Consider the following 26,659-nt stretch of genomic DNA (forward strand, 5'->3'; position numbering starts at 1 on the left):
AAACCGATGAAGCCACACCCCATGGGCCCCGCTGGCAGCGGCGGGGCCTATGAGCTGTAAGGCCGACCGGAGCACCACGCAAGGAAGTGCTGCGCGCACTCGGGATTTTCCACCGGACCACCGCTGATCAGCTCCGGCGGACGCTGCGCCACACCGACCGCCGAGAAGGGGCGCGTCACACCCCTCCTGCGCGCAAGGCTTCAGGCATCCACGCTCAGCTGCTCGACCGCGCCGCTTCCCCCGGCGAGAGGTGACTGCTCGAGTCAACGCCTTGGCCTGCTGCTGGGGGCGCCCGAGCGAGCGCACGTGATGTTCCAGGGGCGCTCAGCTCAGCGTGCTCCGCCCGGCCGGGTGACAAGCCTCGCAACTCTTTGAAACAGCATCGGTTTCTAAAGACCCTTTAGTCAGATGCGGTGCCTGGGAAGGCAGGGCGCCGAAGAAGACGTGGAGGCGGAGAACTATGCGTGGACTTCGAAGGGGTGCGGCCCTGGCCGTGACGGCCGTTGCGGTGACGGGAGCGCTGGCGTCGTCGCCGGCGTCCGCCGGTGGGGCGCCGGGCGGGCCGGATGCGGCCGGCTCCTCATCCGCCATCACCCTCGTGTTCGACAAGAACAAGAGCGCCCCGATGAACTCGAAGCTGGTCATCTACAAGAACGGCAAAGCGCTGTACACCTACCGGGCCGGGTCCGGCACGGGCAGCACCAACGACTGTGTGCGTAACCGGGGATGGATGCCGGACGGCAACTGGCGCATCAAGCTCAAGACCAGGCAGTACAACGGCGAGAAGATCAAGGGGTACGCGGTCTGGCTGCAGGACATGCCCTGCTCCAAGGGGACCACCAAGCGCAAGGAGATGTTCATCCATTCCGAGATGAAGCGCGACGGCACCCAGGCCGGCCGTAACGGTCTGGAGTCGCAGCGGTGGGACGGAAACCGCGACTACGCCTCCAACGGCTGCGTGAAGCTGAGCCCTCCCGCGATCAGGAACCTCTTCAGGCAGCTCGACCACTACGGATGGCCCACCCACCTGCGCGTGGTCTCCTGACCCTCGACGGCCGGCACCACGTGCGGACCAATGTGCGACACGAAAGACAGCGTCAGCTGGTACCACGCTGCCGGTAGGGTCGGCCCGGGACACCGCGCACGCGCCGCGTCCCGGGCAGTCCACTCCACGACAAGGGGGCCCGCTGGTGGCAGCAGGAGGGCGACGCGCCCGTCTGCGCGCCGAACTACGCGCTGACGTGCTGGCAGCAGCCCGCCTCATAGTCGTGGAGCACGGAGTGGAAGCCTTGACGCTCACGCAGGTGGCGCAGAAGGTCGGCGTCACGCCCGCCGCGCTCTACCACCACTTCGACCGCGGACTGCCCGACATCCTGGCCCAGGTCGCCGACGACATCGTCGACGACCTGGTGGCCGAGCTGACGGAAGCCGCCGGCCGATACGCTGCCGACAACTTCGCGATGCGCATGATCGCGCCCAGCCGGGTCCTGCGCTCCTGGGCCATCGGCCGACGACGCGAATTCTGCTTCCTCTTCGGCACCCCCACCGAAGCAGCCGGCGACGAGTACGCAGCCGTCACCACCCGGTGGGTCCTGCGACTGGCCGGAGTATGGGGCCCCGCCTTCGTCGAACTCTGGGCAGTCCGCGGCTACCTCGCCCCCTCCACCCACAACCTCGAACCGCGCCTGCTCCAGCAGATGCACGAATACACGACCGCATCAGGTCTTCCCCTCCCCCCTGAGGCAGCGCTCGTCATGCTCGACTGCTGGCGCGCCCTGTACGGCCAGGTCACCCTCGAAGCCTTCGGCCACTTCTCACCACTGCTGGGCGACCAGGAACCCATGTTCGAACAACTCATGCGGGACATCATGAGCAACCTGGGCTTGGCCGAACAGTACGAGGCACCCAACCGCCACTGACCCGCAAACCACACCAGCGCGATCCACCCCACCCAGAGGTCATCTGCGGTGAGGCCGCCTTCGACCACGCCCTGACGGTGGGAGCGAGCCGGGCAGCGCCGCACGGTCTGCCGCCTGTCACCCACACACCGACCGCGCCGGTCCCGCACATCCCGGAACGCCGAGTGGTTCTGTTCGCGAGAACCTGGTGTACAGAGCCACTTCAGCCTCTTGCGGAAACAAGTGCTGCTGGCACCCTGACCGGACCGTCACGAGTTCTGCTGGAGTCGCTCCGCGGCCTGGGCGGGGGTGTCGTAGTAGCCGGGCCGTGCCAGCAGGACCGTACTGAAGTAGTAGCCCGATTCTTCCTCTGGCTCGTCGTCCGCTGCGACCGGGCGCCAGAAGCTCAGGAGCAGGTCAGGGGCGACTAAACACGCTGGGTCGTCGGGGTCTTCCTCGATCGAGGTGTACTCGCCCATGCGTTGCACCAGCTCGCTGGCCGGGATCGCGAACACGTCCAGCCCCCGGAAGAGGACCTGGTCTGTCCGAGCCGACGGCCTCGAGAACTCAACGGCTTCGAGCCGGTCCCGCATGCAGTGGATGCTGACCATCAGCCCACTGGGACGGAAGACGTGCTGACCGGGCCGGTCGGACTCCGAGACCGCGGAGAGGTCGCGGAGCGAGTCCAGTGCCGCGTTGGCCGATTGCCGATTCATGCCTATCCGCAGTGGGCCAACGCCGCTTGGTGGGGTGAGGTCGAAGTCCATGCGGTCATGATCCCAAACAGGATGGGACGGATGCTGCTGCCGGATGTGGAGTTCTGGGTGGATCCAGGCGCTGACGGCCCGCTCGCTGACACTGCCGCCCGCGTCAGAACGAACCCCGTGCCGAAGCCGCCTGCTCTCCGGCAGCGTTTGGTCGGAGTCAAGCACAGCTTGGCCTTGTCTCCAGCCCCGCACCGGCGGACTTTGGCACCCTCGTCGGCTCGGGTGGCCGTGCCGACTAGGGTCCGGCAACGCTGTACTCGGTGCCGGTTCCCGCGCCGAGCGTCAACGCCGGTGGAGAGGACAGGCGGTCGGAGGCCGCTGCGGACGGCAGACCCTTTTGCTCCGGACGCCGACGGGGGCGAGGTCCGGCGGCTCGTTTCCTTCACGCGAGGCCCCGGAGGCGAGGTCCGAGGCCGATCGGGTGACTGATGCGGCGAGGGCCGGCCATGGCACAGATCTTCGCCGCAACGTTTGCACTCCTCCGTGTTCGCTTCGACCGTCCGACGACCCTGCCGGTCCAGGGTCGGCGTCGGGGAGAGGCGCCGAGGGACTACCGGCTGCCGCTGCCTTGATCCGTGGCGGTCTCGAGGCGGTCGATGTCGTCCATGAGCCCAGCATCAGTGCGTTCAGTAGTTCGGGATGATCGGTCGAGGGGCTGTGCCCCGTGTCGGCGACGATCTCGGCACGGGCTCCCGGGATCAGCCGCGGTACGCGCTCTGCCTGCCGTTCGGGGTGCACGAGCAGGCTCCGCTTGCCCAGGGCGAGGTACAGCGGGGTGCGGATGGTGCGCAGTTCGTCGTCGGTCAGTGACAGCGGCGCGGGCGAACTGCGGCTGGGCGGGCGTGGCGTCAGCGGTGTTCAACGTGTCCCGCCAGGTGGGCTGCGCCATCGGTGTCGCCCTCTTCGGCGCACTCCTCACCTCGACGGGCGGCACGATCGATGGCCTGGACGCGTCCGCGGTCATCGCGGCGGTGGCGTTCCTGCTGGCGTCGGCGCTGGCCGCGACGGCAGGACGCCGAGCGGACGTCGCCCAGGCTCGGTGAACTGCCTGAACTGCGCCGCGAACGTGCATTCCTGCGGGGGCGAGTGCCTGCGTGCGGAGCGGCGAATGCATCGGGTGTTGCACGTCTCTTCGAAGTTCATCGGCCTCTTCCGGCCGCGGCTTGATGCTTCGAGCCAAATGAAATCAGCGAACGAACTTGTCATGTCTCATTCATGTGGCAGTCATCTGCTGTCGCGAGTCTCGCCGAGCGCGTCGATCACAGGGAGCGCAATCCGGGTTCGGCAAGCAGGGGGCTTACATGCGAAGACGTCATCGCGCATACCGGGGCATCGTGGCGGCGACGGTCGGCGGGGTTCTCACGCTGACCACACTCACCGTCGCCCAGGCGGCGCCGGCACCGCTCACCGATCCGGCGCAGGCGGCAGCGATCGCCGATCAGCTGGGCAGCAAGCGCACAGCTGGCGTCTACTACCAGGACGAACGGCTCGTTGTCGCTGTTACCGATCAGGCCGCGGCAGAGACCGTCCGGAGCGCCGGGGCGGCAGCGGAGGTCGTTGAACACAGCGCGGCCGAGCTCAGCTCCGCCAAGGCGGAACTGGATCGGCTGGCGGGGATACCCAACACCGCCTGGAGCATCGATGAGACCAGCAACCGGGTGACCGTAAAGCTCTACGACGGGGTCTCCGGCGCCGACAGGTCCCGGATCGAGAAGACCGCTGCAGGATTCGGGGACGCGGTCGACATAACCGAACACCCCGGCTGTCTCGAATCGACCGCCTACGACATGCGCGGCGGCCTCGGCATCGAATCGGACTTCACGTCAGGTGGAACGAACTGGACCAAGACCTGCACCGCCGGATTCAACGTGCAGAACTCCAGCGGTAAGAAGTACATGCTGACCGCCGGCCACTGCATGGAGGGAGGCGCTGTCACCTGGCGCCGCAGGAGCGGGAGCATCCCCCTCGGAAGGGCCATCGACTGGGCCTACGGCAACGACGTGAACCAGTCCGACTATGGAGTCGTGGAGTACAGCAACAGCGACGTCTCCCCGTACGGAACCATCCAGTACCGGGATGGCTCAGAAGGGCATTTCTCGCGCTCCGCCTCCGCGTTCGACGGGGAGAAGGTCAAGCGCGTGGGAACCATGAGCCAGGACCGCGTGGGCATGGTGCTGGCAACGGATGCGACGGTCACCTACACCGACGGAACCACGCTGCGTCACATGATCGAGGCGAGCAACTGCACCGTGCATGGTGACAGCGGAGGCCCCCTGTTCAGCGATGAGACGGCACTGGGCATCAATTCGGGCGGCAGCTATGCCGACCAGCCCTGCGGGGACTCGGACAGCCAGGCGGACCGTTCCAGCTTCTACGAGCCGGTCTACAAGGTGCTCTCCTGAAAAGGCCTGAAGGTCTACTAGGCCACGGACGCCCCTCTCGCCGTCCGCCCGCGACACCGATGCGGACGCAGCGGTCGGCGAGAGGCTGTGAGTGAACCCAGATGCGCTCCTCCGCATCGAAGGTGTGGGAGTGGATCAGCGTCGTGCGCTGAAGATTGCCTGCACCCTGCGTTCCTCAAGCCAAATCTCCTATCGATCGCCACAGAGGACTTCATGGGTACGCGACCCAAGCGCTCCGTCCGCATGCTGTTGGTATCGCTCCTGAGCACGGGCCTCCTCGCAGGTTGCGGCGATGACCGGCCCGCGGACGAGGGCCGTGCGAACGGTCAGTCGCTACGCGTGCAGGAGGAACGCGCCCGCCAGGTAGCGGATGCCTGGCGGGGATCCGCACCGGCCGCCGCCTGGGCGCGGCGCTACTACCCGATGGCCGACGCGGTGCAGAACCCGTCATCCGGCTGGCGCAGTACGGCGGACGAGCGAGCCTTCCAGACCAAGAACTTCGTCCTGGGCGGCGATCTGCCCAGCACGGCCTCCGCCCTCGGGAAGGTGGACTGGGGAGAGGGGAAGACCCTCAACCGCCCGCTGATCGGGGCGAAGAAGGCCTACGAGTCGTTCGCGCTCAACCGCAGCGCCGGACCTCACCTGACCGTGACCGGGGCCCGGCTCGGCAGCACCACCATCGTGACAAGCCGCGGCAACGCGGCCGTGCCCGCATGGCTGTTCACACTGGAGGGTTACGACACCCCACTGGTGCGTGTTGCCGTCACCCCTTCGAAGCTTCCCGAGTCGCCGATCGGACCTGCCCGGCAAGGGGCTGCTGGCGGTCTCAGGAACGTCGCCCGGCTAGCCGGAACGGCGGCCGATGGCCGCTCCGTGACGGTGAGGGCCACTCACGGATCCTGCGACGACGGCCCCGTCGTCAAAGCGCTCGAGACCGGCGAGAGCGTCGTCCTGTACGCCTCGGTCAAGGCACCTGAGAGCGGCGCATGCACCGCCGAAATGATCGAGCAGGGCGTGAAGGTCACACTCTCGCGGCCCATCGGTGACCGCCTCCTCCTGGACGCGTTCACCGGTCGCCCCGTGCCGTTCGGAGACCCCAGGGGGAGGGCGCCGAGCTGGACGTGAGCGCACTGTCATCCAGCCTTCCAGTCGCCCCGTGCCATCGAACCTTCATCGATGCTCGTGTGACTGACCGCATCAGTGCTCTGATCTCGGCCTTCGGCGTCCTTGGCAGCAGGATGCTGCTCGTTCTCGGCGTTCGTGAGTACCGCTCGGGGGCGTCGGTCCTCTGGCTCGTGGCTGGAGCCGTGATCTTCCTCAGCGCTTCGTACACGCTCGAAGGCTCGCCACCCGCTACGCGGAGACCGCGACCATATGCCTGGCCGGACTCCATATTTCGGGCATCTTCCTCTGGTCCGCACGGTGATCCAAACAAATCTGCCTAGGGGGCGTCTGCCCAACCTTCATGGGTCCGCGGCGTCCGGCACGGCACCTCGCCGCACGGCGGGATCACCCGCGTTCGCCCAGTACGAGGACGATCGGGCCGCACGCCGAGGCACCGCACGGGACGCTGCGGCCAGATCCACGACGTTCGAAGAGACGCCCCCTAGAACGGCCAGCGCCTCGGCCACGGCGGCCGAGGCGCCCAGGTCAAGGTGGCCGGTGGTGCCCCGCGCCTCGTGGCGCATTTCTTCGGCGGCGAGCCTCAGCAGTTGGGGCAACAGATCGGTGCACCGCCGGGCCACCCAGGCGGTGCCGGCCGTGGCCAGCCACAGCAGACCGGCCGCCCGGCCCGGCGCGGGGGCGCCGGGCTCGGGGGACGGCGGGGGCCCGGTGGCGGCGCCGGACTCCGTGAGCAGGCCGTGGAAGCGGACGGCGAGCTGACGGTGGCCGCGTTCGCCGGGATGCAGCCGGTCGGCGCTCCACAGGGAACGGTCGGCGAGCCACCCGCTGTCGCCGATGTGCAGATGCACCGCCCCGTAGCGGTCGGACAGCGCGTGCACGACCGTGTTGACCGCATGTTGCCTGCGGGCCAGGGGGCGGGCGAGGGGTGCGGGGAGTCCGAGCATCGCGCCGGGGTCGGGCAGGCAGGCGGTGAGCAGGGTGGCGCCGGATCCGGTGAGGGCGGCGTAGACGCGGTCGAGGCGGACGGTCACCGCGTGGATGTCGAAGCCGGCGCGCAGGGTGTCGTTGACCCCGACGAGCACGGACGCGATGTCCGGACGCAGGGCGAGCGCTGCGGGGGTCTGACGGTCCAGCACGTCCTCCGTCTGCGCCCCGCCGACCGCGAGGTTGCTGAACTCCACGCGCCCCGGGGCCGCCGCGAGTCCGCCGGCCAGCAGCGCGGCCCAGCCCCGCCGGCCGTCGCCCACGGGGTCGCCCACGCCCTCGGTGAGCGAGTCCCCGAGGGCCACGAACCGCACGGGTCTCATACGGCGCCCTCCCGGACGACAGGACGGCCCGGGCCGCCCTCATCCAGCACGCCCTCACCCGCGGCGTCCGACGCGGGCGCGGAAAGGCCGGAGGCGCCGGTGCGGGCGGGCGCGTCCGCGTCGTGCGCGGCCAGGAACGCGTCCACCGCCGCCGGCCAGCCGAAGCACTCGGCACGCGCGCGTGCGGCCTCCCGTCGTACGGGTTCGGCACACGACAGGAGCAGTTCCACCGCGTCCGCGAACGCCTCGCCGTGATCGGCCGCCACCGCGCCCGCCGCCCCGATGACTTCGGGCAGCGCGGAGGACGCGCTCGCGACGACGGGCGTCCCGCAGGCCATGGCCTCCAGTGCGGCCAGCCCGAAGGTCTCGGCGGGTCCGGGCGCGAGGCACACGTCGGCCGAGGCCTGGAGCCCGCCGAGAACGGCGGGGTCGGAGACGTGTCCGAGGAAGCGCACGGGCAGACCTCGCTCGGTCGCCCGCTGCTCCAGCCGGGTCCGCAACGGCCCGTCCCCGGCCACCACCAGCACCGCCCGGCGCCCTCGGCGCAGCAGCATGTCCAGGGCGTCCAGGGCGGTGCCGGGGCGTTTCTCCACGGACAGCCGCGAGCACATGACGAGCAGCGCCTCCCCGGCGCGCGCGTGTGCCACGCGCAGGCCGGGATCGCGCAGGGCGGGATGGCGGGCCGTCAGGTCCACGCCCAGCGAGGCGCGTACGACGTTGCGCGCGCCGATGCGTACGAACTCGCGCTCGGCGAACTCGGTGGTGCACACGACGCGCGTGTAGGCGTGCGCGGTGCGGAGGTTGAGGGAGTCGGCGGCGCGCCGGGAGATGTGCTCCGGCAGCCCCCAGGTGCGCAGCACGCCGTTGGCCGTCTCGTGGGAGACCATCACGGCGGGCACCCGGGCGCGCCGGGCCCAGCGGCCGGTCCAGCGCAGGGTGGTCCGGTCGCAGACCTCCAGGCGGTCCGGCGCCAGTTCCTCAAGGACGCGGGTCACGCGCCGCCGGTCGGCCAGGACACGGTAGCCGCCGGTACCGGGCAGCAGCGGGCCGGGCAGCGTGATGATCCGGCCCTGCTCGCTGTCACGGTCGGTGTACCGCGCGCACGGCACGTCCAGCACCGGTTCGTGTCCCGCGGCCCGGTAGCCCTTGCCGAGTTCGCGCACGGCGGTGCGCAGGCCGCCGGAGGCCGGGGCGACGAAGTTGGCGAGCCTGACGACGCGCAGCGGGCCAGGGACTCCTCCCGCATCCGGTGCATGAGGAAGATGCCGTAGTCGACGCCGAGGGCGACGAGGAACACGAAGGACAGCAGCCCGAGCCCCGGATCGGTTCCCTTGATGCCGAGGACCGGCCCGAAGACCAGCCCGCCGATCCCGAGGGACGCGCCCCAGACCGCGACCACGGCGGCCACCAGGATGAGCGACGCGACGAGACTGCGCAGCAGGACGAACAGGATGAGCAGCACCGAGACGAGGACCAGGGGTACGACGATCTTCGTGTCCCGGCGGTTGGTGTCCTCCAGGTCGATCTGCTGGGCGCTGTCCCCGCCGACGTAGGAGCCCTTCAGCTTGCCGCGCAGGGACTTGATGGTGGCGGTCTCTCCCGCCGACTGGGGTGTGTCCTTCGCGATCACGGAGATCTCGGTCCAGCCGTCTACGGAACGGCCCTTCTCGGCGCTCTCGACTCCCCGGGTGTCCCGGATCGCCGCGAGGGTCCCCTCGGCGCGGTCCGCCGGGGTGATCACGTCGATGGGCAGGGTGCCGCGCTCGGGTAGGCCCTGGCGAGGGTCTCCATGGCGGTGACGGCCTCCGGCTTGGTGACGAAGGAGTCCTCCTGCTTGACCGGTCCCGGCAGGTTGAGCATGCCGAGGGCGAGTGCGCCCAGCAGGACGACTCCGGTCGCGAGCACGGTCAGCGGCCTGCGTCCGGCGGAGTCGCCCATCGCGGCGAAGAGGCTCCGCCGCTCTTTGGGTTCGCTGCCGTAAGCCGGTACGAGCGGCCAGAAGACCCGCCGCCCGACGAGTACGAGGACGGCGGGGAGCAGTGTCAGCATCGCGATCAGCGCGCACAGCACACCGACCGTGCCGAGCGGGCCCATGCCGCGGCTGCTGTTGAGATCGGCGGCGAGCAGGCACAGCAGGCCGGCGGCGACGGTGCCGGAAGAGGCGAGCACGGCGGGCCCGCAACCGCGCAGGGCGGCGACCATGGCCTCGTACGGGCGCTCGACGCGCCGCAGTTCCTCCCGGTAGCGAGAGACGAGGAGCAGTGCGTAGTCGGTGCCCGCCCCGAACACGAGGATCGTCATCACGCCGGAGCTCTGGCCCGTGACGGTGGTACCGAAGGCCTGGTTGAGCCCGTACGCGACGCCCATCGACGTGTAGTCGGCGATGCCGGCGACGACGAGCGGCACCAGCCACAGCACCGGGCTGCGGTAGATCAGGATCAGCAGGACGGCGACGACAGCGACGGTGGTGTAGAGCAATGGCCCGCCGAGTGAGTCGTAGACCTTCCCGGCGTCGGTGCCGAGCGCTCCGGTTCCGCCCACCTCGACGCTCAGCCCGTCCTGGCCGCGGACCATGCCCCGGACGTCCTCGACGAGCGCGTCCCGCAGCTTCTCGTCGTTCCCGGGCTCGTTGCTGACGACGGGGTACATGAGGGTCGTACCGTCGTCGGACGGAATCCCCTCGGGCGCCCCGCCGACCAGCTCATGCGCTTCGGCGATCTCCTCGACCTGCCCGGCCGCCACCTGCCGGTCGTCGACGCTCAGCCCGCCGCCCCGGTGATACACGATCACCAGCTCGGTGCTCTCGCCACCGGGCAGCGCGTCCTGTATCCGGGCCACTTGGGTCGAGTCGGCGCTGGAGGGCAGGTAGTCCGTGGCCCGGTCGTGCTGCACGTCGGCGAGCTTCGCCGCGAACGGGCCGACCAGCGCGAGCATGGCCACCCATAGCCCGAGCAGCGTCCAGGGCACGGCCCGCCTCCGTCCCACGCCCTTCGTGGATGTCTTCCCGACCGTCATGAGCAGATCTCCCTCGCTACGACAACTACCGTTTCCGCTGTCAGCCTTCCGGCACAGGCAGGGGTTTGCGTCGGACAGGAGGGGGAGCCTGCGGGTACTGCCTGGGGTGGCCGGCGGTGCGGATTACTCCCCCGGGAGTAAGAGGAGTCGCGGGTGCGTGCTCGCCTGCGGTGGGTGCCTCTATGTATTTGGTCAACGGAAACGGGGGTGCGTTGGGCCAGGGAGCCGGGCAGCATGGCGCCGTGGCCGATCTGCTGTGGGACGACGTGGGCTGTTCCGCCCGAACGCTGCAGGCGTACCGCGGCTGAACTGACCGTGTTCCCGACACCGACACCGACACCCACACCGACAAGCCCTGCAGGCTCATTGCGTTCGGGCTGGTGAATGCGCACCGCCGGCGCACGAGAGGTGCGCTGTAGCTGTCCCGACATCTGTAAGTGGTCACGTCACCGGTAGACCCGGACACACGCCACCCACTGAGTGTTCGTCACATCCCCAGCGGACCTTTGCCCGTTTCCCACCGTGCAACCATCACAGGGTGCTCACGCGTCCCACACCGAAGCGCATTGCACCAACCCTGGGGGGACCAATGAACCGCACCACCGCAGTCCTGACCGTCATCACCGCGTACGCCGCGCTCGCCGCTTGCGACACCAGCACAGAGGACAGCAAGCCCTCAGGCAAGGCCCGGCCTACGAGATCACCCACCAGGACACGAGCGGAAACCAGCGTCGCGTCACCATCACCGTCACGCCAAGGTCGACAAACGGCTGGCCAGCGGGAAGAAGGCCGTGGGCAACATGGGTGCCGCCACGACCGGCCTCGACCCCGGGAAGAGTGCGGGAGGCGCGATTGGGGCCTTCCGTAGTCGCCTGACTGGCCGTCAGCAAAGTCAGCATTGGGTCAGTATCAGTCCGAGCAAGGGCGGCTGAGCCTGGCGAAACTTGCGCTTCGGGGGTGGGTGAAAAGAGTGGCTGGATAGCCGTTTGCTTATGCGGTGCGAACGGTCACGGTGAGGCGTGTGCCCCCGTCCGGCTGCGCTTGCTCCCGTGCCGGGAAACGCCAGTTCAGCGCACTCGCCCTCGTGGTTTCAGCGGGACGGGCGGGAGTTGGGGAGCGGGTAGGGGTTGCCCGTCGTACCCCTTCACTTCCCCAAATCGCGAACCCCTCATCCACTCCTCCCGAGCCCCCTCGATCTCCTCCTGCGTACGCCCGACGAAGTTCCACCACATGATCAGCTCCTCCGCGAACGGCTCGCCGCCCAGCAGCATCACGGAGGCGTCCGAGTCGGCGTGGAGGGGGAGTTCCGTGCGGCCGCAGCCGAGGTAGAGCATGGAGCCCGGGGTGACCGGGACGCCGTCGACGTGGACCTCGCCCGACATCGACAGGACGCCGTACTCGAAGTCGGGGTCCAGCGGGAGGCGGGTGCGGGTGCCCTCGGCGAGGGTGACGTCGGCGCCGACGAGGGGGGTGTACGTGGTGCCGGGCGACGTCGTGCCGTCCAGGGAGCCCAGGATCACCGTGGCCGTGAGGCCGGGCGCGGTGACGGTCGGGAGGTCCGCGTGGAACTCGAAGTGCGCCTCGGTGTGGCGGTGTTCGTCCGGCAGGGCCACCCAGAGCTGGGCACCGTGCAGGTACCGCGCGTGCGGCCGGGGGCTCTCCTCGGAGTGGCTGATCGCCCGGCCCGCCGTCATCAGGCCCAGCTCGCGCGGGCGGATGGTCTGCACGCTGCCGGTGGAGTCCCGGTGCAGCACCTCGCCTTCGTGCAGCCAGCTCACCGTCTGCAGGCCGATGTGCGGATGCGGCGGCACCTGCATTCCGGGCTCGTCCGCGATGTCGTCCGGACCGTAGTGGTCGACGAACGCCCACGCGCCGATCATGCGGCGGCCCAGGTTCGGCAGCAGGCGGCGGACCTCGGTGGACTCCCCGAGCTTCACCGCGCGGGGGCTCAGCAGTTCGCGGACCGGTTCGGCGACGACGAATCCACGGCCACCGCAGGCGCGCGGCTCCGGCGCGAGGTCAAGGTTGCTCATGCGGCCCAACCTAGCGCCCCGCCCCCCGGCCGGAGGCCCCCGTACGGGCCACCACAGCGCGCCGACCCGCCGCGCGGCCGGTGCAATGGACGGGTGACCGCCGCTCCGGACGACTGCCTCGCGCGCAACGAGTGGATCTGCGGCGCCTATCTGAGCAGCCGCCGCCAGATCCTCCTCGACGCCGTCGGACAGCACCTGGCGCTGACGGCGCTGTCCGTGCTCATCGGGCTCGCCGTCGCCCTGCCGCTCGCCGTCCTCGCCCGCCGCTGGGGCTGGGCGGCCGGACCGGTGCTCGGCGTCACCACCGTCCTGTACACGATCCCCTCGCTGGCGATGTTCTCCCTGCTGCTCCCCGTCTACGGCCTGTCCGCCACCCTCGTGGTCGCCGGACTGGTGCTGTACTCGCTCACCCTGCTCGTCCGGAACATCCTGGCCGGGCTGCGCGCGGTGCCGGAGGAGACCCGGCAGGCCGCACGCGGCCTCGGTTTCGGGCCGGTGCGGATGCTGCTCGCCGTCGAGCTGCCGCTCGCCCTGCCCGCCGCGATGGCCGGGCTGCGCATCGCCACCGTCTCGGCGGTCTCCCTGGTCACGGTCGGCGCGATCGTCGGCTTCGGCGGGCTCGGCAATCTCATCTACGCGGGCATGAACACCTACTTCAAGGCCCAGGTGCTCACCGCGTCCGTGCTGTGCGTGATCATCGCCGTCGCCGCCGACCTGCTCCTCCTCGGAGTGCAGTGGCTGATCACCCCCTGGGCGAGAAAGGGCCGTACATGAACGTGCTCGCCTCCACCTGGGACTGGCTCGCCGACCCCGCCCACTGGTCCGGCGACAACGGCGTCTGGCACCGGCTGCTGCAGCACCTCGTGCTCACCGTCGTCTGCCTGGTCGTGAGCTGCGTCATCGCGTTGCCCGTCGCGCTCGTCCTCGGCCACCTCGGCAAGGGCGGCGCGCTCGCCGTCAACATCTCCAACGTCGGCCGCGCCGTCCCCACCTTCGCGGTACTGGTGCTGCTCCTGCTGACCCCGGTCGGGAAATGGGGGGAGGGGCCGACCGTCGTCGCCCTGGTGCTGTTCGCCGTGCCGCCGCTGCTCACCAACGCCTACGTCGGCATGCGCGAGGTCGACCGGGGCGTGGTCCAGGCCGCGCGCGGCATGGGGATGACCGGGCGGCAGATGCTGCTGCGGGTGGAGATGCCGCTCGCCCTGCCGATGATCCTCAACGGGGTGCGGATCGCCGCCGTCCAGCTCGTCGCCACCGCCACCATCGCCGCTCTCGCGGGCGGCGGCGGCCTCGGCCGGATCATCACCGCCGGCTTCAACCTGGCCAGCACGCCCCAGGTCGTCGCGGGCGCGATCCTCGTCGCCGTCTTCGCGCTGCTCGTGGAGGGCGTCTTCGAGGTCGTGGAACGGCTCGGGCCCGCCTGGGCCAGGGCCGCCCGGTGAGGGGCCGCGCGGTCCTGGCCGCCGCCGCTCTCGCCACGCTCACCGCGTGCGCCTCCGGCCCCTCCCTGGAGAACCGGGGCGCCGTCACCGCGCCGCCCGGCGACAGCCACCACCTCACCATCGGCTCGGCCGGCTTCACCGAGAGCGACCTGCTGGCCCAGCTCTACGCCCAGCTCCTCGACCAAGCCGGATATCAGACCTCCCTCATCACCGTGGCCAACCGCGAGCTGTACGAACCCGCCCTGGAGTCCGGTCAGATCGACGTCGCCCCCGAGTACGCCGCCACCTTCGCCGACTGGCTGAACGCCAAGGAGAACGGCCCCGACGCACCCCCGGCGGGCTCGCCCGACCTCGCCGAGACCATGAGGAACCTGCGCAAGCTCGCCGCCCCCCGCGGCCTCACCGTCCTCCCGCCGGGCCGGGCCGTCGACCAGAACGCCTTCGCCGTCAGCGCCTCCTACGCCCGCCGCCACCACCTCAAGACCCTCAGCGACCTCGGCGCCTCCGGGCTCAAAGTGCGCCTCGCCGCGGGCGACGAATGCGTCCAGCGGCCCTACTGCGCGCCCGGCCTGAGGAAGGTGTACGGCATCGACATCACCGCCGTGGACCCCAAGGGCGTCGGCACCACCCCGGCGAAGGAGGCCGTACGGTCCGGCCGGGACCAGATGGTGCTGACCACCACCACCGACGCCACCCTCGACTCCTTCGGCCTGGTCCTCCTCGCCGACGACAAGCACCTGCAGAACGCCGACTACATCGTCCCCGTCGTCAACCGCGCCCGCGCCGGCGGCGAACGGGTCGTCAAGGCGCTCGGCAAGCTCAACGACGTACTCACCACCCAGGACCTCGCCGACATGAACCGGCAGGTCGACAGCTGGCGCCGGCTGCCCGCCGACGTGGCCCGCTCCTACCTTCAGGACAAGGGCCTCATCAAGTGACCCGGCGCGAACGCCCTACGCGTCCGCCACCGAGTCGAACGGCACCTGCCCCCGCGCCACCCCCAGCGCGTCCGCGTCCACCGAACGGCGCAGCGCCTCGTGCAGCTTGGCCGGGGTCAGCACGCCCAGCAGCCGGGACCCGTCCAGCACCGCCACCCACCCGGCGTCGTACTGGAGCATCACCCCGAACGCCTGCTTCAGCGGGGCGCCGACCGGCACCCACGCCGTCATGCGGTGGGCCAGCTCCCCGACCGTGCCGCCCGCGGCCAGCTCCTCCAGCCCCACCCAGCCGTGCAGATCGCCGTCCGCGTCCAGGACGACCGCCCAGCGCGCCCCCTCCTCGCGCAGCCGGCGCGCGGCGCCCTCGGCGGTCTCGTCGGGGCGGGCCACCGGCGGCTGCTCCAGGTCGTCCGGTTCGATGGCGGTCACCGACAGCCGCTTCAGGCCCCGGTCGGCGCCCACGAACCCGGCGACGTACGAGGTCGCCGGCGCCCCCAGCACCGCGCCGGGGGTGTCGAACTGCTCGATGCGGCCCTCGCCGTACACCGCGATCCGGTCGCCGAGGCGGACCGCCTCCTCGATGTCGTGCGTGACCAGCAGCACGGTCTTGCGCACCGCCTGCTGCATCCGCAGGAACTCGTCCTGCAACTGCTCGCGCACCACCGGGTCGACCGCGCCGAACGGTTCGTCCATCAGCAGCACCGGCGGGTCGGCGGCCAGCGCCCGCGCCACCCCGACCCGCTGGCGCTGGCCGCCGGAGAGCTGCTCCGGGTAGCGTCCGCCGAACGTGCCGGGGTCCAGGCCGACCAGGTCGAGCAGCTCGGCGGCCCGCTCCCGCGCCCTGGCCCGCTTCCAGCCCAGCAGGGACGGCACGGTCGCGGTGTTGTCCAGCACCGTGCGGTGCGGGAAGAGGCCGACCTGCTGGATGACGTACCCGATGCGGCGGCGCAGCCGGACCGGGTCGACGCCCGCGATGTCCTCGCCGTCCACGACGATCCGGCCCGACGTGGGCTCGATCAGCCGGTTCACCATCATCATGGTGGTCGTCTTGCCGCAGCCGGAGGGGCCGACCAGGGTGACGAGTTCGCCCTCGGACACCTCGAAGGAGAGGTCGTCCACGGCCGTCGTACCGTCCGGGTAGCGCTTGCTGACCTGCTCGAACCGGATCATTCCCCCACGCTAGCCGCGCTCCCGGCCCCCCGCCCGGCCCCGCGGACCGAAGGGATGACACCGCTCAGCCCAGCAGGACGACCTCCAGCGTGCGCGGCCCGTGCACGCCCTCCACCCGGCTCAGCTCGATGTCGCTGGTGGCGGACGGGCCGGAGATCCAGGTCAACGGGCGGGCGGGGGAGAGGCGTTCGAGGGCCTGCGGCACCGAGGCCACGACCTGGGAGGGCACGCGGACCACGCAGACGTGGTGGTCGGGGACGAGCGTGATCCGGCGGCGCCCCTGCCCGGGGCCCCCGTCCAGGACGAGGGTGCCGGTCTCGGCGATCGCCACCGCGCACCCGGTCACCACACTGTCCACGGCGTCCAGCTCGTCCGGGGTGCTCTCCGCGCGGTCGGGGACACGGTCCACGCCGACGGGCTGCCAGGCCCCGGGGAGCCCGTCCGGTACGAGTACGGACCTGGCGCCCCGTGCCGCCAGCAGCCGGGCGATCAGCGCGGGCAGCTCCGCCTCGGCGCACCGGTGCACGACGGCCCGGTAGTCGGCCAGGTTCTCCGCCAGCAGTGCGACCGTCTCCGCGGCGGTGCGCTCGCCGTGCTCGCGCAGGTAGTCGCGCGGGACCGCCAGGTCGTACGGCGTGTCGTCCTCCGGCACGTCCGCCAGCGCGCGCCGGACCCGGCCCAGGACGCGTTCCCGGTCGCTCATGCCGTCCCCTCCTCGCCGCCCCGGGTGCGTTCCCACCAGTCCCGGAACGGCTCGGCCGGCACCTCCGGAAGGTCGCGCGTCGCCGTCCACGCCGCGCCCGGTCCCGGCAGGCGGCGCGGGAGCAGACGGCGTGCCCGGGAGGCGAGCCGCTGGCCGGTGCGCAGGGCCCGCGGGTGGGTGAAGGTCCAGCGGGCCGCCCGCAGGGCCGCCCGTTCCGCCGCGTGGCCCCTGGCCGGCCTCAGCGTCACCCGGTTGCCGCCGCGCACCGCCGGGCCGCCCTCCACCACCCGTTCGCGCAGCCGGACCAGTACCTCGGGGATGTCGATGGCGACCGGGCACACCTCGTAGCAGGCCCCGCACAGCGAGGACGCGTACGGCAGCGAGGCGTCGATCTCGCTGCCGGTGCCGCGCAGTTGGGGGCTGAGGATCGCCCCGATCGGGCCGGGGTACACCGAGCCGTAGGCGTGGCCGCCCGCGCGCTCGTACACCGGGCACACGTTCAGGCAGGCCGAGCAGCGGATGCAGCGCAGCGCCTGGCGGCCGACCTCGTCGGCGAGGGTGTCGGTGCGCCCGTTGTCCAGCAGCACCAGGTGGAAGGTCCCCGGCCCGTCGCCGTCGGCCGTGCCCGTCCACATGCTGGTGTACGGGTTCATGCGCTCGGCCGTCGAGGAGCGGGGCAGGGTCTGGAGCAAGACCTCCAGGTCACGCCAGGTCGGGACCACCTTCTCGATGCCGACCACCGAGATCAGGGTCTCCGGCAGGGTCAGGCACATCCGCCCGTTGCCCTCGGACTCCACGACCACCATCGTGCCGGTCTCCGCGACCATGAAGTTGGCCCCGGACACCCCCACCCGGGCCCGCAGGAACTTCTCCCGCAGATGCAGCCGCGCCGCCTCCGCCAGCTCGGCCGGGCTGTCGGACAGCCCCTCGGGCGCCGGGCGGCCCCAACCGGCCATCGCGGTACGGAAGATGTCCCGGATCTCGGCCCGGTTGCGGTGGATGGCCGGGACCAGGATGTGCGAGGGGCGGTCCTCGCCCAACTGCACGATCAGCTCGGCCAGATCGGTCTCGTAGGCCCGGATGCCCGCGGCCTCCAGGGCTTCGTTGAGCCCGATCTCCTGCGTGGCCATCGACTTGACCTTCACGACCTCCGACTCGCCGGTCTCCCGCACGAGTCGGGTGACGATCCGGTTGGCCTCCGCCGCGTCGGCCGCCCAGTGGACGGTGCCGCCCGCCGCGGTGACCGACTCCTCCAACTGCTCCAGATACCGGTCGAGTCGGCGGAGCGTGTGCTCCTTGATCCGGCTGCCCGCCTCGCGCAGCTCCGCCCAGTCCGGCACCTCCGCCACGGCCGCCGCGCGCTTGGCGCGGATGGTGCGGGTGGCGTGCCGCAGATTGCCGCGCAGGGTGCTGTCGTCCAGGGCTTCGCGCGCCGCCTCCGGGAAGGCGGGCATGCCCACGAAGGTCTCGTTCACCGGGCCGGTTCCTCCTCCGTGCTCGCCAGGATCTCGGCGATGTGCACCGGACGCACCGCCGAGCCCGCCCGGCTCATCGTGCCACCCAGGTGCATCAGGCACGAGTTGTCGGCGGCGCACAGCACCTCCGCGCCGGTCGACTCGGCGTTGCGCACCTTGTCCGCGCCCATCGCCGCCGACACCCCGGCGTTCTTCACCGCGAAGGTGCCGCCGAACCCGCAGCACTCCTCGGCGCCGGGCAGTTCGACCAGCTCCAGCCCCCGCACCGCCTCCAGCAGCCGGCGCGGCCGGTCGCCGAGGCCGAGGGAGCGCAGCCCGTGACAGGTGGGGTGGTAGGTGACCCGGTGCGGGTAGAAGGCGCCGACGTCGGTGACGCCCAGCACGTCCACCAGGAACTCCGTCAGCTCGTACGTCCTCGGCACCACCGGCGCCAGCACGTCGGCCAGCTCCTCCCCGCGCCCCTCCGCCCGGGCCCGCTCGCCCAGCCTCGGGTACAGCTCCCGCACCATCGCCGCGCACGAACCCGACGGCGTGACGACCGCGTCGTACTCCCCGAAGACCTCGGCGAAGTGCCGGGCCAGGGGTTCCGTCTCGTGCCGGTAGCCGGTGTTGTAGTGGGCCTGCCCGCAACAGGTCTGTGCCAGGGGGAAGTCGACGTCGACACCGAGGCGCTTCAGGAGTCTCACCACGGCGCGGCCGGTGTCCGGGTAGAGCGTGTCGTTGACACAGGTCAGGAACAGGGCGACACGCATCGCGGCTCCTCGGGCTCGAAGATCGGACAGGGGCAGCGTAGCCACGCGGAAACCCGCGCGACGAGGGTCCGCGCAGGTCAGTACCCTTGCCGCGATGCCTGATCACATACCCGCCCTCAGGGCCGACTGCGCCGACTGCTTCGGTCTGTGCTGCGTCGCCCTGCCCTTCGCCCGCTCCGCCGACTTCGCGCACGACAAGCCCGCCGGGAAGCCCTGCGCCAACCTGCGCGAGGATCACGCCTGCGGCATCCACGCCGAGCTGCGCCCCAGGGGCTACGCCGGGTGCACGGTCTACGACTGCTTCGGCGCCGGTCAGCGCGTCTCCCAGGTCACCTTCGGCGGCCGTGACTGGCGCGGCGGCGGCACGGCGCACGCACGGCTGATGTTCGAGGTGTTCCCGGTGGTCCGGCGGCTGCACGAGCTGCTCTGGTACCTCACCGAGGCGCTCGGCCTCGACGCCGCCCGGCCCCTGCACCCGGAGCTGCGCGCCGCGCTGGAGCACACCGAGCGCCTCGCCGCTCAGGAACCCGAGGAGCTGGCCGCGCTGGACCCGGCCGCCCACTGGAGCGAGGTGGCCGAACTCCTGCTGCGCGCATCGGAGTCGGCGCGGAGCGGAGTCGGCCGGAAGAAGGGCCGGGACCGGCGTGGCGCCGATCTGGCCGGCGCGCGGCTGAGGGGCGCCGACCTGCGCGGAGTCAGCCTGCGCGGCGCCTGTCTGATCGCGGCCGACCTGACCGGGGCCGACCTGCGGGGCGCCGATCTGATCGGGGCGGATCTGCGCGGCGCCGACCTGACCGACGCCGACCTCACCGGCGCACTCTTCCTCACCCAGCCGCAGGTCAACGCCGCCCGAGGGGGACCCGGCACCAGGATCGCGGGCTCACTCGTCCGTCCCGCGCACTGGGCAGCGTCCCGCTGAACCGGCGTCCGGCTCCGGGGCGCCGGGCCGCACGGCGGCGGGAGCCTTCCGGCGCTGAAGGCCCAGGCGCAGCCCCTCCGGCATCAGCGTCAGGCGCTCGGTGACCTTCAGGCGGTAGCCGGGGTCGGGGATCAGCTCGTAGCGGCGCAGCAGCAGGCCCAGCACCAACGTGGCCTCGTGCAAAGCGAACTGGCGTCCCACGCAGGCCCGCGCCCCGGTGCCGAAGGGCTTGAAGGTGTGCGGCGGGCGGGCCCGCACCGCCTTGGCCTCGAAGCGGTCCGGGTCGAAGCGCTCGGCGTCCTCGCCCCACACCTCGGGGTCGCGGTGCAGCATCGGCGTGAGCACCAGCGCCCAGCCGCCCCGGCGCACCGGATGCTCTCCGGCGAGCACGGTGTCCCGGGTGGCCTCGCGGGCGAAGGCGGGCGCGGTCGGCCACAGCCGCAACGACTCGTCCAGCACCCGGCGCAGATAGCGCAGCCGGGCCACCTGCTCGTACCCCGGCTCGGGCGTGTCGCCCCAGACGCGGTCCACCTCGGCGCGGGCGCGGGCGGCGATCTCGGGGTGTTCGGCCAGGTAGTACAGGGCGAAGGAGAGGGCGCCGGAGGTGGTCTCGTGGCCCGCGACCAGGAACGTGATCACCTGCTTGCGGACGTTCTCCGCCGACAGCCGCTCCCCGGTCTCGGGATGGGCCGTCTCCAGCATCCGGTCCAGCAGGTCGCCGTCTCCGGGCCCGGAGCGGCGGCGGTCGGCCACCAGCGCGTCGACCGTGTCGTCGAGGTAGGCGATGTCGGCGGCGTTGCGCCGGGCCGCGCCGCGCTGGAGCAGCGGTGGCAGGGGCAGGCTGTTGAGCCGCTGCGCGTGGGCGAGGGTGCCGACCATCGCGGTGACGAAGGGGTGCGGCTCGTCGCGCTCGAAGGAGCCGAAATCGTGGCCGAAGCCGGTGCGGGCGATGGTCTCCAGCGTCAGCCGGGTCATGTCCCCGGGCACGTCCACCGTGCGCCCGGCGGCCAGTTCGCGGTCCCAGTGGCCGGTCAGCCGGCCGGCGACCGCCAGCATCATGGAGTGGTAGCCGGCCATCGCCTCCCTGCTGAAGCCGGGCGCGAGCACGTCGTGCGCCAACTGCCAGTTGGGCTCGTGGTTGTACGCGGTGAACAGGCCGTCCCCGGCGACCGGGCGCAGGTTGGCGACGCCCAGCCCGACGTGCTTGGCGAACCGGGTCTCATCCGCCAGGTCCGCGGCCAGCTCCGCGCCCCACAGGAACACGAACTCCCGGCCCAGCACCCGGCGCCGGAAGATCGGTCCCAGTTCCCGTCCGAGGCGCATCGAGTCCTGGAGCGGGGTGCGCCGGTCCACGCCCAGCACATCGCCGAGCAGGGGGAGCCTGCGGGGTGGGTGCGGGATGCGCGCCAGCTCCGGCCAGCCCTGCTCGGCACTCCGGAACCCCTTGGGGAGCCCGGCCCCCGTCGTCTCGGCCATGACGCGATCTCCCTTGGTCCGGTGGCCCGTTGACCGTCCGCCACTGGCGTGTTGGATGCGAGTTCAATAGTGCTGGCAGTCTGGTCCGCCTACTGAACCGGCGTCAAGCAACGTGCCGTCGCGGGTGTCCAGTAGGGTGACGGCATGCCCGCGAACCAGGGGGAACGCGTCCGGCGCCGACTGAGCACCGAGGAGCGCCGCGAGCAACTGCTGGCGGTCGGGGCGCGCCTGTTCTCCGAGAGCTCGTACGACGACGTGTGGATCGAGCGGGTCGCCGAGATCGCCGGGGTCTCCCGGGGGCTGCTGTACCACTACTTCCCCACGAAACGGGACTTCTTCGCCGCCGTGGTGGAGCGGGAGAGCGAGCGGATGCTGCGGATGACCGCGGCCGTCCCCGGCGTGCCGGTCCGCGAGCAGCTCGGCGCCGGGCTGGACGCCTATCTGGGGTACGTCGAGGCGCACGCCCACGGTTTCCGGGCCTTCCACCGTGCCGACGCCGCCGGTGACCAGGCCGTACGCCGGGTCTACCAGCGGGCGCTGGCCGCCCAGGAGCGGCAGATCCTCGCCGCGCTGGCGGCCGACCCCGAGTTCGGGCCCGCCTTCGAGGTCTCCCCGCAGGCCCGGCTGGCCGTACGCGGCTGGCTCGCCTTCACCACCGCCGTCTGCCTGGAGTGGCTGCGCGAGGGCGAACCGGGCCGGGACCAGGTGCGCGAGCTGTGCGCGCGGGCGCTGCTCGGCGCCATCGCCTGACGGGGCGTTTCGGCGGCCCGGTGTCACTCGACCGGTGCGGCGTGGTTGGCGTACGCCCGGATCTTCGATAGGTTAGGCAAGGCTTACCTAAGGAGGACTCGGGATGGGTGTCACGCAGGACTGGGCGGCAGAACCCGGAGCGGCGGAGCGGGCGCGGTCGGTCCTTGCCGCCGCGTGGTCGTGCGCGGTGACCGCGGACGGCGCCCGCGAGGAGTACGTCGGCGCGCACACCGTGACCGGGGACGGCGCGGTGCTGCTCGACGTGCCGGAGGACAGCGCCCTGTTCGCGGCCGCGCTGTGCGCCCCGCGCGGCGAGCCCACCGCCGTGCTGGAGTTCGCCGACGTGTCCCCGGTGCCGGTGCGCCAGCGCATCCGGGCCCGGCTGTGGCTCGCCGGCTGGTTCACGCGGCGGGGCGCACGGCTGCTGTTCCAGCCCACCCGGGTGGTGCTGCGTCAGCCCTCGGGGGCCGTACTGATCGGCCTGGAGGAGTTCGCGGCCGCCCGCCCCGACCCGCTGGCCACCGCCGAGGCCCAGTTGCTGACCCACCTCGCCGACTCCCACCCGGACGCCGTCGAGCGGCTCACCCGGCTGGTCCGGCCGGAGAGCCTGCACGCCGTGACCCGGGTCATGCCGCTCGCGGTCGACCGGCACGGGCTCACCCTGCGCATCGAGCGCACCCGCGCGCACGGCGACGTACGCCTCGCCTTCCACACCCCCGCCGACGACGTCTCGCAGCTCACCGAGCGCATGCACGCCCTGCTCACCCAGGCCAGCGCCGCCGCCTGCCCGCGCGCCCTACAACGGCACCGCGCAGACGGCGACGGGTGACGCGAACGGCTCACCCGCCGGGCTGAGCGCCCCGGTCCCGGTGTCGACGCGGAACACGCTCACCGTGCCGGAGCGCTGGTTCGCCGTGAACAGCAGGCGGCCGTCCGGCGAGAGCGCGAGCTGGCGGGGGAAGTCCCCGCCCACCGCCACCGTGTCCAGCAGCCGCAGCCGGGCGCCGTCCTCCTCGACGGCGTACCGGGCCACGCTGTCGTGCCCCCGGTTGGCCAGGAACGCGTACGCGCCGTCGGGCGTCACCGCGAACTGCGCCGGGTAGTTGGTGACCTCCCCGCTCGCCCCCGAGGACTGCGGCTCGCCCACGGTCAGCCGCCCGGTCGCCGGGTCGTACGCGCAGACGGCCACCGTGTCGTCCACCTCGTTGGCCAGGTACGCGAACCGCCCGCCCGGATGGAACGTCAGATGGCGCGGGCCCGCGCCCGGCCGGGTACGCGCCCGGGACACCTCGGTCAGCGTGCCGTGCCCGGTGTCCAGCCGGTAGGTGTAGACGGTGTCGGTGCCCAGGTCGACGCAGAGCACATGGCCGCCGTCCGGGCTGGTGACGAACTGGTGCGCGTGCGGCCCCTGCTGACCCGGTCCCGGCGCCGGGCTCGAGTGGGTGACCAGCGCGGTGCGCTCGCCGAGGGCGCCCGAGGCGTCGACGGGGTGGACGGCGACGCTGCCCGAGCCGTAGTTCGCGCTCAGCAGCCAGCGGCCGCCCGGGTGCACCGAGAGGTGGCAGGGCCCCGAACCGCCCGTGCTCCGGCTGCCCAGCACCCGCCGGTCCGCGAGCCGTACGGCGGTGACCGCGCCGTCCTCGCCCTCGTCCACCGCGTACAGCGTGTGCCCGTCCGGGTGGACGGCGAGATACGACGGGTCGGGGATCTCGGCCAGGGGCTCCGCGTCGCCGACCGTGCCCGACACCGGGTCGTACCGGGCCACCGAGACGCCCTTGCCGCCGCCCTCGACGGAGGTGTAGGTGCCCAGGTACAGGGGGCGGGGTCCCGGTTCGTCGCGGTGACGCGGCCGGGGCGCGGGCGCCGGCTCCGGGAGCGGGGCGGCGGGGGCCGGCACCGTCACGACGGCGGCCGTACCCGCCACGGCGCCGACGAAGCGCCGCCTGCTCCAGCCGTCCCGTTCCGCCCGCGCCTGCCCGTCCATGCCGCCCCTTGAGTGCTCACCCGTCACCGTGGTCCCGGCCACCCTGTCGCGGACCGCCCGCCGAAGGCAAGGCGGGGCGCGCCGTCACCAGTCGCCGTCCGCCACCGGCTTGCCCGGCGCGTCCTTCAGGGGGATCACCTGGCCCGGCGAGGGCTGCCGCCAGGGGGCCTGGTCCTCGCCCAGCCAGTCGCCCACCGGGCGGACCTGCTCCAGGGACCCGGCGGGGGAGAGGTCGTCGGCCTCGTCGTCGTAGTGCTCGAACCAGGGCAGGCCCGCCCGGGTGTACGCGGCCCGGTCCACCGGGGAGGGCGGGGGCTCCTCGCCGGTGATGCGGCGCCACTCGGGCGGGGTGACCAGGTGGACGAAGACCCGCCCGGCCGGGGTGGCGGACCAGTCCGACGCGGGGCGTTCGTCGCGGTAGACCTCCTGGCGCATCGAGCCGCCCACGCCCAGCCCCATCGCGGCCGCCTGCCGGGGAGCGGCGCCGCCCGGCGCCGGGGGACCGCCGGGTGCCGGGGCGGCGAAGGCGGGCGGGGCACCGTAGCCCCCGGCGAGCGGCGCGGACCTCGCGCGCTCGGCGGCCTGCCACCGCGCGAGCGCCTCCGGGCGCAGCCCGAACGCCTGCAGCTGCACCCCGCCCCACGTCTCCTCGCCGGTCACCTGGCCTTCGACGGTGGCACCGAGCCCGAGGGGGACGGCGACGAACTGGCGGACCGTGCCCCTGCCGGAGTTGATGCCGTCCAGCCAGGGCTGGCGGGGGAGCGTGAGGTAGTTCTGCGGGTCGCGTGCCAGACCGTTCCGCCACGGCTTGCCGGAGACCGCGCACACCTTGCCGACGCCGACCTGGAGCGCGGCCGGTTCACGCGTCCCGGCGAAGCTGAGCCACATCGCCTCGCGCAGGTACATCGGCAGCAGCACCCCGCCGCGGTCCCGCCACTGTGGCGGCACCCGGTCCGCGAAGTCCGCCACCCGGCGCAGCGGGAACTCGCCCAGTCCCGGCGGCAGCGGGTGCGTGCCCCGCTCCGGCAGCCGCAGCGTGCGCACGAACCGCACCACCACCCCGCCGCCCAGCCGCAGCGTGTTCCCGTCGATCCGCACCCCGGACTGCCCGTCCATCGGCCCACCCCTCGCGTCCCGGCACCGGTGCCGCCCGGTGTCCCGTCACCCAGAACGCCCGCCGACCCCCGCGCGGTTCCGCCACAGGTCCTCCTGGATGCCCAGGCGCTGGCGCAGCCGGTTCATCCGGGGCATCTTCGCGCGCTGCTGGCGGGATACCCGGTCCAGCTCCTCCAGCAGGCGGTGGCTGCGGTGCTCGGTGTCCAGCTCGTCGATGATCCGGCTGACCTCGGTGAGGACCGCGCCCAGCAACTGCCAGTCCTCCCAGTCCTCCGCGACATGCTCCTGGAGCTGCTCCGCGAGCCGGTCGCGGGTCGCGGCGGCCGTGTGCAGCTCGGCGGTCAGCCGGGACTCGGCCGACTCGGCGTTCGCGCTCAGGTCGGTGGTCACCAGGACGGCGAAGCTCACCACGGCGTCCGCGATCTCGGACAGCACCTGCTCCACGGTCGCCCCGATCGGCGGCGGGAAGAGTTCCTTGGAGCCGCGCGACTTCGCCAGGTCGGTGAAGGAGCGGGCCAGCACCCGCAGGACCACGGTGCAGATCTCCAGCGTGTCCAGGCCGGTGCGCAGCACCACCCGGTGCAACAGGCCCTCCTTGACGCGCGGGTTGAGCCGCAGGCTCTCCTCCGCCTGCCGCAGGGCCGCGTCCACCTGGATGATGTCGTGGTCCAGCCGGCGCGCCTCGTGCAGCCGTTCGGCCGCCCGCTGCCAGGGGATGGCCCCGGCCGCCTCCTCACCCATCCGGAGCATGAGCTGGCGCACCCGGCGGGCCAGCCACTCGATCGACCGCTCGGCCGCGTCGATCCACACCGGCGGCGGCAGCAGCAGATTGCAGGCCATGCCGATGATGGCGCCGATCAGCGTCTCCACGATCCGCGCCCAGGCGGTGTAGCCGACCGTGGTGACGCCCAGCACGAGCATCGCGCTGATCGCCACCTCGTTGACGTACTCGTGCACCCGCACCAGGTGACCGATGCTCAGCGCGGCCACCAGCAGCAGCGCCAGGCTCCACCAGGTCAGGCCGACCAGGAGGCTGAACACGATCGCGACCAGGACGCCGGTCACCACCGCGTTCACCCGGCGGATGCCGTTGGTGAGCGTGGCGAAGAAGGTGACCTGGACGACCAGCAGGGCGGTCAGGGGCGCGGTCAGCGGCGCCGGTTCCGGGCTGAGCTTGAGCGCGATCACGTAGGCGACCGTGGCCGCCGCGGCCGACCTGAGTGTCTGGACGACCACCGGCTCCCGGCGGCGCGCGAGCAGGCGCCGCAGCGCGTCCGCCCACTTGCGTCGCTGCGGCCCGTCCATCCACTTCCGTACGTCTGGCATCCTTTGGCGTCTTCCCTTTCCGTCACCGCGCCGAACGGGGCCGTTCGAGCACCGTGTACGC

The 26,659-nt window shown here is 72.1% G+C and carries 24 protein-coding genes and 2 pseudogenes; 11 read left to right on the forward strand and 15 right to left on the reverse strand.

All coding sequences use genetic code 11. The features are described from left to right. The first annotated feature begins 598 nt into the window (after positions 1-598). Entirely contained in the window at positions 599-1,045 is a 447-nt protein-coding gene (locus ABZ898_RS07295) for a L,D-transpeptidase family protein (protein ID WP_361653741.1), read from the forward strand. Positions 1,046-1,190: 145 nt separating this feature from the next. Continuing rightward, a complete protein-coding gene (locus tag ABZ898_RS07300) occupies positions 1,191-1,919 on the forward strand; it encodes a TetR/AcrR family transcriptional regulator (protein ID WP_361653743.1) in 729 nt (242 codons plus the stop codon). Between the two features lie 248 nt (positions 1,920-2,167). Here ABZ898_RS07300 and ABZ898_RS07305 read toward each other — a convergent pair whose 3' ends face one another. Both ABZ898_RS07305 and ABZ898_RS07310 read right to left on the reverse strand, forming a co-directional pair. Continuing rightward, a complete protein-coding gene (locus ABZ898_RS07305) occupies positions 2,168-2,665 on the reverse strand; it encodes a hypothetical protein (RefSeq protein ID WP_361653745.1) in 498 nt (165 codons plus the stop codon). A gap of 550 nt (positions 2,666-3,215) precedes the next feature. After that, a pseudogene (locus ABZ898_RS07310) lies at positions 3,216-3,487 on the reverse strand (alpha/beta hydrolase); the annotation flags it as partial. On the opposite strand from ABZ898_RS07310, the gene ABZ898_RS07315 reads away from it, so the two are divergent. From ABZ898_RS07315 to ABZ898_RS07325, 3 genes are all read left to right on the forward strand, one after another. After that, positions 3,472-3,708 (forward strand): hypothetical protein, encoded by a 237-nt coding sequence (locus ABZ898_RS07315; protein WP_361653747.1) that lies wholly within the window; start codon positions 3,472-3,474, stop codon positions 3,706-3,708. The pseudogene ABZ898_RS07310 and the gene ABZ898_RS07315 overlap by 16 nt on opposite strands. 291 nt (positions 3,709-3,999) lie before the next feature. Next, positions 4,000-5,067, forward strand: a complete 1,068-nt coding sequence (locus ABZ898_RS07320; RefSeq protein WP_361653749.1) for a S1 family peptidase — start codon at positions 4,000-4,002, stop codon at positions 5,065-5,067. Positions 5,068-5,280: 213 nt separating this feature from the next. Beyond that, positions 5,281-6,192, forward strand: coding sequence for a hypothetical protein (locus ABZ898_RS07325; protein WP_361653751.1), 912 nt, complete (start codon positions 5,281-5,283; stop codon positions 6,190-6,192). A gap of 338 nt (positions 6,193-6,530) precedes the next feature. On the opposite strand, the gene ABZ898_RS07330 is transcribed toward ABZ898_RS07325, so the two are convergent. The 5 genes and pseudogenes from ABZ898_RS07330 to ABZ898_RS07350 all read right to left on the reverse strand — a co-directional run bounded on the left by ABZ898_RS07330 (position 6,531) and on the right by ABZ898_RS07350 (position 12,547). Next, a complete protein-coding gene (locus ABZ898_RS07330; RefSeq protein ID WP_361653753.1) occupies positions 6,531-7,499 on the reverse strand; it encodes an SGNH/GDSL hydrolase family protein in 969 nt (322 codons plus the stop codon). Further along, positions 7,496-8,722 carry a glycosyltransferase gene (locus tag ABZ898_RS07335; RefSeq protein ID WP_361653851.1) on the reverse strand — a complete coding sequence of 409 codons (1,227 nt, stop codon included), beginning with the start codon at positions 8,720-8,722 and terminating at the stop codon, positions 7,496-7,498. Before ABZ898_RS07335 ends, ABZ898_RS07330 begins: the two co-directional genes overlap by 4 nt. A gap of 5 nt (positions 8,723-8,727) precedes the next feature. Further along, a pseudogene (locus tag ABZ898_RS07340) lies at positions 8,728-10,514 on the reverse strand (MMPL family transporter); the annotation flags it as partial. Between the two features lie 692 nt (positions 10,515-11,206). Next, entirely contained in the window at positions 11,207-11,413 is a 207-nt protein-coding gene (locus tag ABZ898_RS07345; protein ID WP_361653755.1) for a hypothetical protein, read from the reverse strand. A 168-nt stretch (positions 11,414-11,581) separates the two neighbouring features. Further along, positions 11,582-12,547, reverse strand: coding sequence for a pirin family protein (locus ABZ898_RS07350; protein WP_361653757.1), 966 nt, complete (start codon positions 12,545-12,547; stop codon positions 11,582-11,584). 93 nt (positions 12,548-12,640) lie between these two features. On the opposite strand from ABZ898_RS07350, the gene ABZ898_RS07355 reads away from it, so the two are divergent. From ABZ898_RS07355 to ABZ898_RS07365, 3 genes are read left to right on the forward strand one after another with little or no spacing between them, the layout of a single operon-like run. Next, on the forward strand, positions 12,641-13,321 hold the full coding sequence (locus ABZ898_RS07355) for an ABC transporter permease (RefSeq protein ID WP_361653759.1): 681 nt from the start codon (positions 12,641-12,643) through the stop codon (positions 13,319-13,321). Beyond that, on the forward strand, positions 13,318-13,989 hold the full coding sequence (locus ABZ898_RS07360; protein WP_361653761.1) for an ABC transporter permease: 672 nt from the start codon (positions 13,318-13,320) through the stop codon (positions 13,987-13,989). Before ABZ898_RS07355 ends, ABZ898_RS07360 begins: the two co-directional genes overlap by 4 nt. Continuing rightward, on the forward strand, positions 13,986-14,927 hold the full coding sequence (locus tag ABZ898_RS07365; RefSeq protein ID WP_361653763.1) for an ABC transporter substrate-binding protein: 942 nt from the start codon (positions 13,986-13,988) through the stop codon (positions 14,925-14,927). Before ABZ898_RS07360 ends, ABZ898_RS07365 begins: the two co-directional genes overlap by 4 nt. A 15-nt stretch (positions 14,928-14,942) precedes the next feature. Here ABZ898_RS07365 and ABZ898_RS07370 read toward each other — a convergent pair whose 3' ends face one another. The 4 genes from ABZ898_RS07370 to ABZ898_RS07385 form a co-directional block, all read right to left on the reverse strand. Then, complete coding sequence (locus ABZ898_RS07370) at positions 14,943-16,097, reverse strand: betaine/proline/choline family ABC transporter ATP-binding protein (protein ID WP_361653765.1); 1,155 nt, start codon at positions 16,095-16,097, stop codon at positions 14,943-14,945. Positions 16,098-16,161: 64 nt separating this feature from the next. Further along, on the reverse strand, positions 16,162-16,800 hold the full coding sequence (locus ABZ898_RS07375) for an LUD domain-containing protein (protein ID WP_361653767.1): 639 nt from the start codon (positions 16,798-16,800) through the stop codon (positions 16,162-16,164). Further along, positions 16,797-18,275: a lactate utilization protein B gene (locus tag ABZ898_RS07380; protein WP_361653769.1), complete on the reverse strand. Its 1,479-nt coding sequence runs from the start codon at positions 18,273-18,275 to the stop codon at positions 16,797-16,799. Before ABZ898_RS07380 ends, ABZ898_RS07375 begins: the two co-directional genes overlap by 4 nt. Then, entirely contained in the window at positions 18,272-19,027 is a 756-nt protein-coding gene (locus tag ABZ898_RS07385; protein ID WP_361653771.1) for a (Fe-S)-binding protein, read from the reverse strand. The genes ABZ898_RS07380 and ABZ898_RS07385 overlap by 4 nt, the downstream gene beginning before the upstream one ends. Before the next feature lie 94 nt (positions 19,028-19,121). Between ABZ898_RS07385 and ABZ898_RS07390 the strand changes: the two genes are divergently transcribed. Further along, entirely contained in the window at positions 19,122-19,946 is an 825-nt protein-coding gene (locus ABZ898_RS07390) for a pentapeptide repeat-containing protein (protein ID WP_361653773.1), read from the forward strand. Here ABZ898_RS07390 and ABZ898_RS07395 read toward each other — a convergent pair. Continuing rightward, positions 19,908-21,422, reverse strand: a complete 1,515-nt coding sequence (locus ABZ898_RS07395; protein ID WP_361653775.1) for a cytochrome P450 — start codon at positions 21,420-21,422, stop codon at positions 19,908-19,910. The two genes, ABZ898_RS07390 and ABZ898_RS07395, sit on opposite strands and share 39 nt — an antisense overlap. Before the next feature lie 144 nt (positions 21,423-21,566). On the opposite strand from ABZ898_RS07395, the gene ABZ898_RS07400 reads away from it, so the two are divergent. Further along, positions 21,567-22,172, forward strand: a complete 606-nt coding sequence (locus tag ABZ898_RS07400) for a TetR/AcrR family transcriptional regulator (RefSeq protein ID WP_361653777.1) — start codon at positions 21,567-21,569, stop codon at positions 22,170-22,172. 103 nt (positions 22,173-22,275) lie between these two features. After that, positions 22,276-23,001: a DUF2470 domain-containing protein gene (locus ABZ898_RS07405; protein WP_361653779.1), complete on the forward strand. Its 726-nt coding sequence runs from the start codon at positions 22,276-22,278 to the stop codon at positions 22,999-23,001. On the opposite strand, the gene ABZ898_RS07410 is transcribed toward ABZ898_RS07405, so the two are convergent. The 3 genes from ABZ898_RS07410 to ABZ898_RS07420 all read right to left on the reverse strand — a co-directional run bounded on the left by ABZ898_RS07410 (position 22,969) and on the right by ABZ898_RS07420 (position 26,577). Then, positions 22,969-24,156 carry a lactonase family protein gene (locus ABZ898_RS07410; protein WP_361653781.1) on the reverse strand — a complete coding sequence of 396 codons (1,188 nt, stop codon included), beginning with the start codon at positions 24,154-24,156 and terminating at the stop codon, positions 22,969-22,971. The genes ABZ898_RS07405 and ABZ898_RS07410 overlap by 33 nt on opposite strands. A gap of 84 nt (positions 24,157-24,240) precedes the next feature. Next, positions 24,241-25,272, reverse strand: a complete 1,032-nt coding sequence (locus ABZ898_RS07415; RefSeq protein WP_361653783.1) for a hypothetical protein — start codon at positions 25,270-25,272, stop codon at positions 24,241-24,243. Between the two features lie 45 nt (positions 25,273-25,317). Continuing rightward, entirely contained in the window at positions 25,318-26,577 is a 1,260-nt protein-coding gene (locus ABZ898_RS07420; protein ID WP_361653853.1) for an aromatic acid exporter family protein, read from the reverse strand. Between the last annotated feature and the right edge of the window lie 82 nt (positions 26,578-26,659).

The organism is Streptomyces sp. NPDC046860 (assembly GCF_040645115.1).
GTDB lineage: Bacteria > Actinomycetota > Actinomycetes > Streptomycetales > Streptomycetaceae > Streptomyces.

Excerpts from the sequence above, each read along its gene's own strand:
- ABZ898_RS07305 (WP_361653745.1), bottom strand. The coding sequence starts at position 2,665 with ATGGACTTCGACCTCACCCCACCAAGCGGCGTTGGCCCACTGCGGATA.
- ABZ898_RS07325 (WP_361653751.1), top strand. The coding sequence starts at position 5,281 with ATGGGTACGCGACCCAAGCGCTCCGTCCGCATGCTGTTGGTATCGCTC.
- ABZ898_RS07330 (WP_361653753.1), bottom strand. The coding sequence starts at position 7,499 with ATGAGACCCGTGCGGTTCGTGGCCCTCGGGGACTCGCTCACCGAGGGC.
- ABZ898_RS07345 (WP_361653755.1), bottom strand. The coding sequence starts at position 11,413 with ATGCTGACTTTGCTGACGGCCAGTCAGGCGACTACGGAAGGCCCCAAT.
- ABZ898_RS07350 (WP_361653757.1), bottom strand. The coding sequence starts at position 12,547 with ATGAGCAACCTTGACCTCGCGCCGGAGCCGCGCGCCTGCGGTGGCCGT.
- ABZ898_RS07360 (WP_361653761.1), top strand. The coding sequence starts at position 13,318 with ATGAACGTGCTCGCCTCCACCTGGGACTGGCTCGCCGACCCCGCCCAC.
- ABZ898_RS07370 (WP_361653765.1), bottom strand. The coding sequence starts at position 16,097 with ATGATCCGGTTCGAGCAGGTCAGCAAGCGCTACCCGGACGGTACGACG.
- ABZ898_RS07375 (WP_361653767.1), bottom strand. The coding sequence starts at position 16,800 with ATGAGCGACCGGGAACGCGTCCTGGGCCGGGTCCGGCGCGCGCTGGCG.
- ABZ898_RS07385 (WP_361653771.1), bottom strand. The coding sequence starts at position 19,027 with ATGCGTGTCGCCCTGTTCCTGACCTGTGTCAACGACACGCTCTACCCG.
- ABZ898_RS07390 (WP_361653773.1), top strand. The coding sequence starts at position 19,122 with ATGCCTGATCACATACCCGCCCTCAGGGCCGACTGCGCCGACTGCTTC.
- ABZ898_RS07395 (WP_361653775.1), bottom strand. The coding sequence starts at position 21,422 with ATGGCCGAGACGACGGGGGCCGGGCTCCCCAAGGGGTTCCGGAGTGCC.
- ABZ898_RS07400 (WP_361653777.1), top strand. The coding sequence starts at position 21,567 with ATGCCCGCGAACCAGGGGGAACGCGTCCGGCGCCGACTGAGCACCGAG.
- ABZ898_RS07405 (WP_361653779.1), top strand. The coding sequence starts at position 22,276 with ATGGGTGTCACGCAGGACTGGGCGGCAGAACCCGGAGCGGCGGAGCGG.
- ABZ898_RS07410 (WP_361653781.1), bottom strand. The coding sequence starts at position 24,156 with ATGGACGGGCAGGCGCGGGCGGAACGGGACGGCTGGAGCAGGCGGCGC.
- ABZ898_RS07415 (WP_361653783.1), bottom strand. The coding sequence starts at position 25,272 with ATGGACGGGCAGTCCGGGGTGCGGATCGACGGGAACACGCTGCGGCTG.
- ABZ898_RS07420 (WP_361653853.1), bottom strand. The coding sequence starts at position 26,577 with ATGGACGGGCCGCAGCGACGCAAGTGGGCGGACGCGCTGCGGCGCCTG.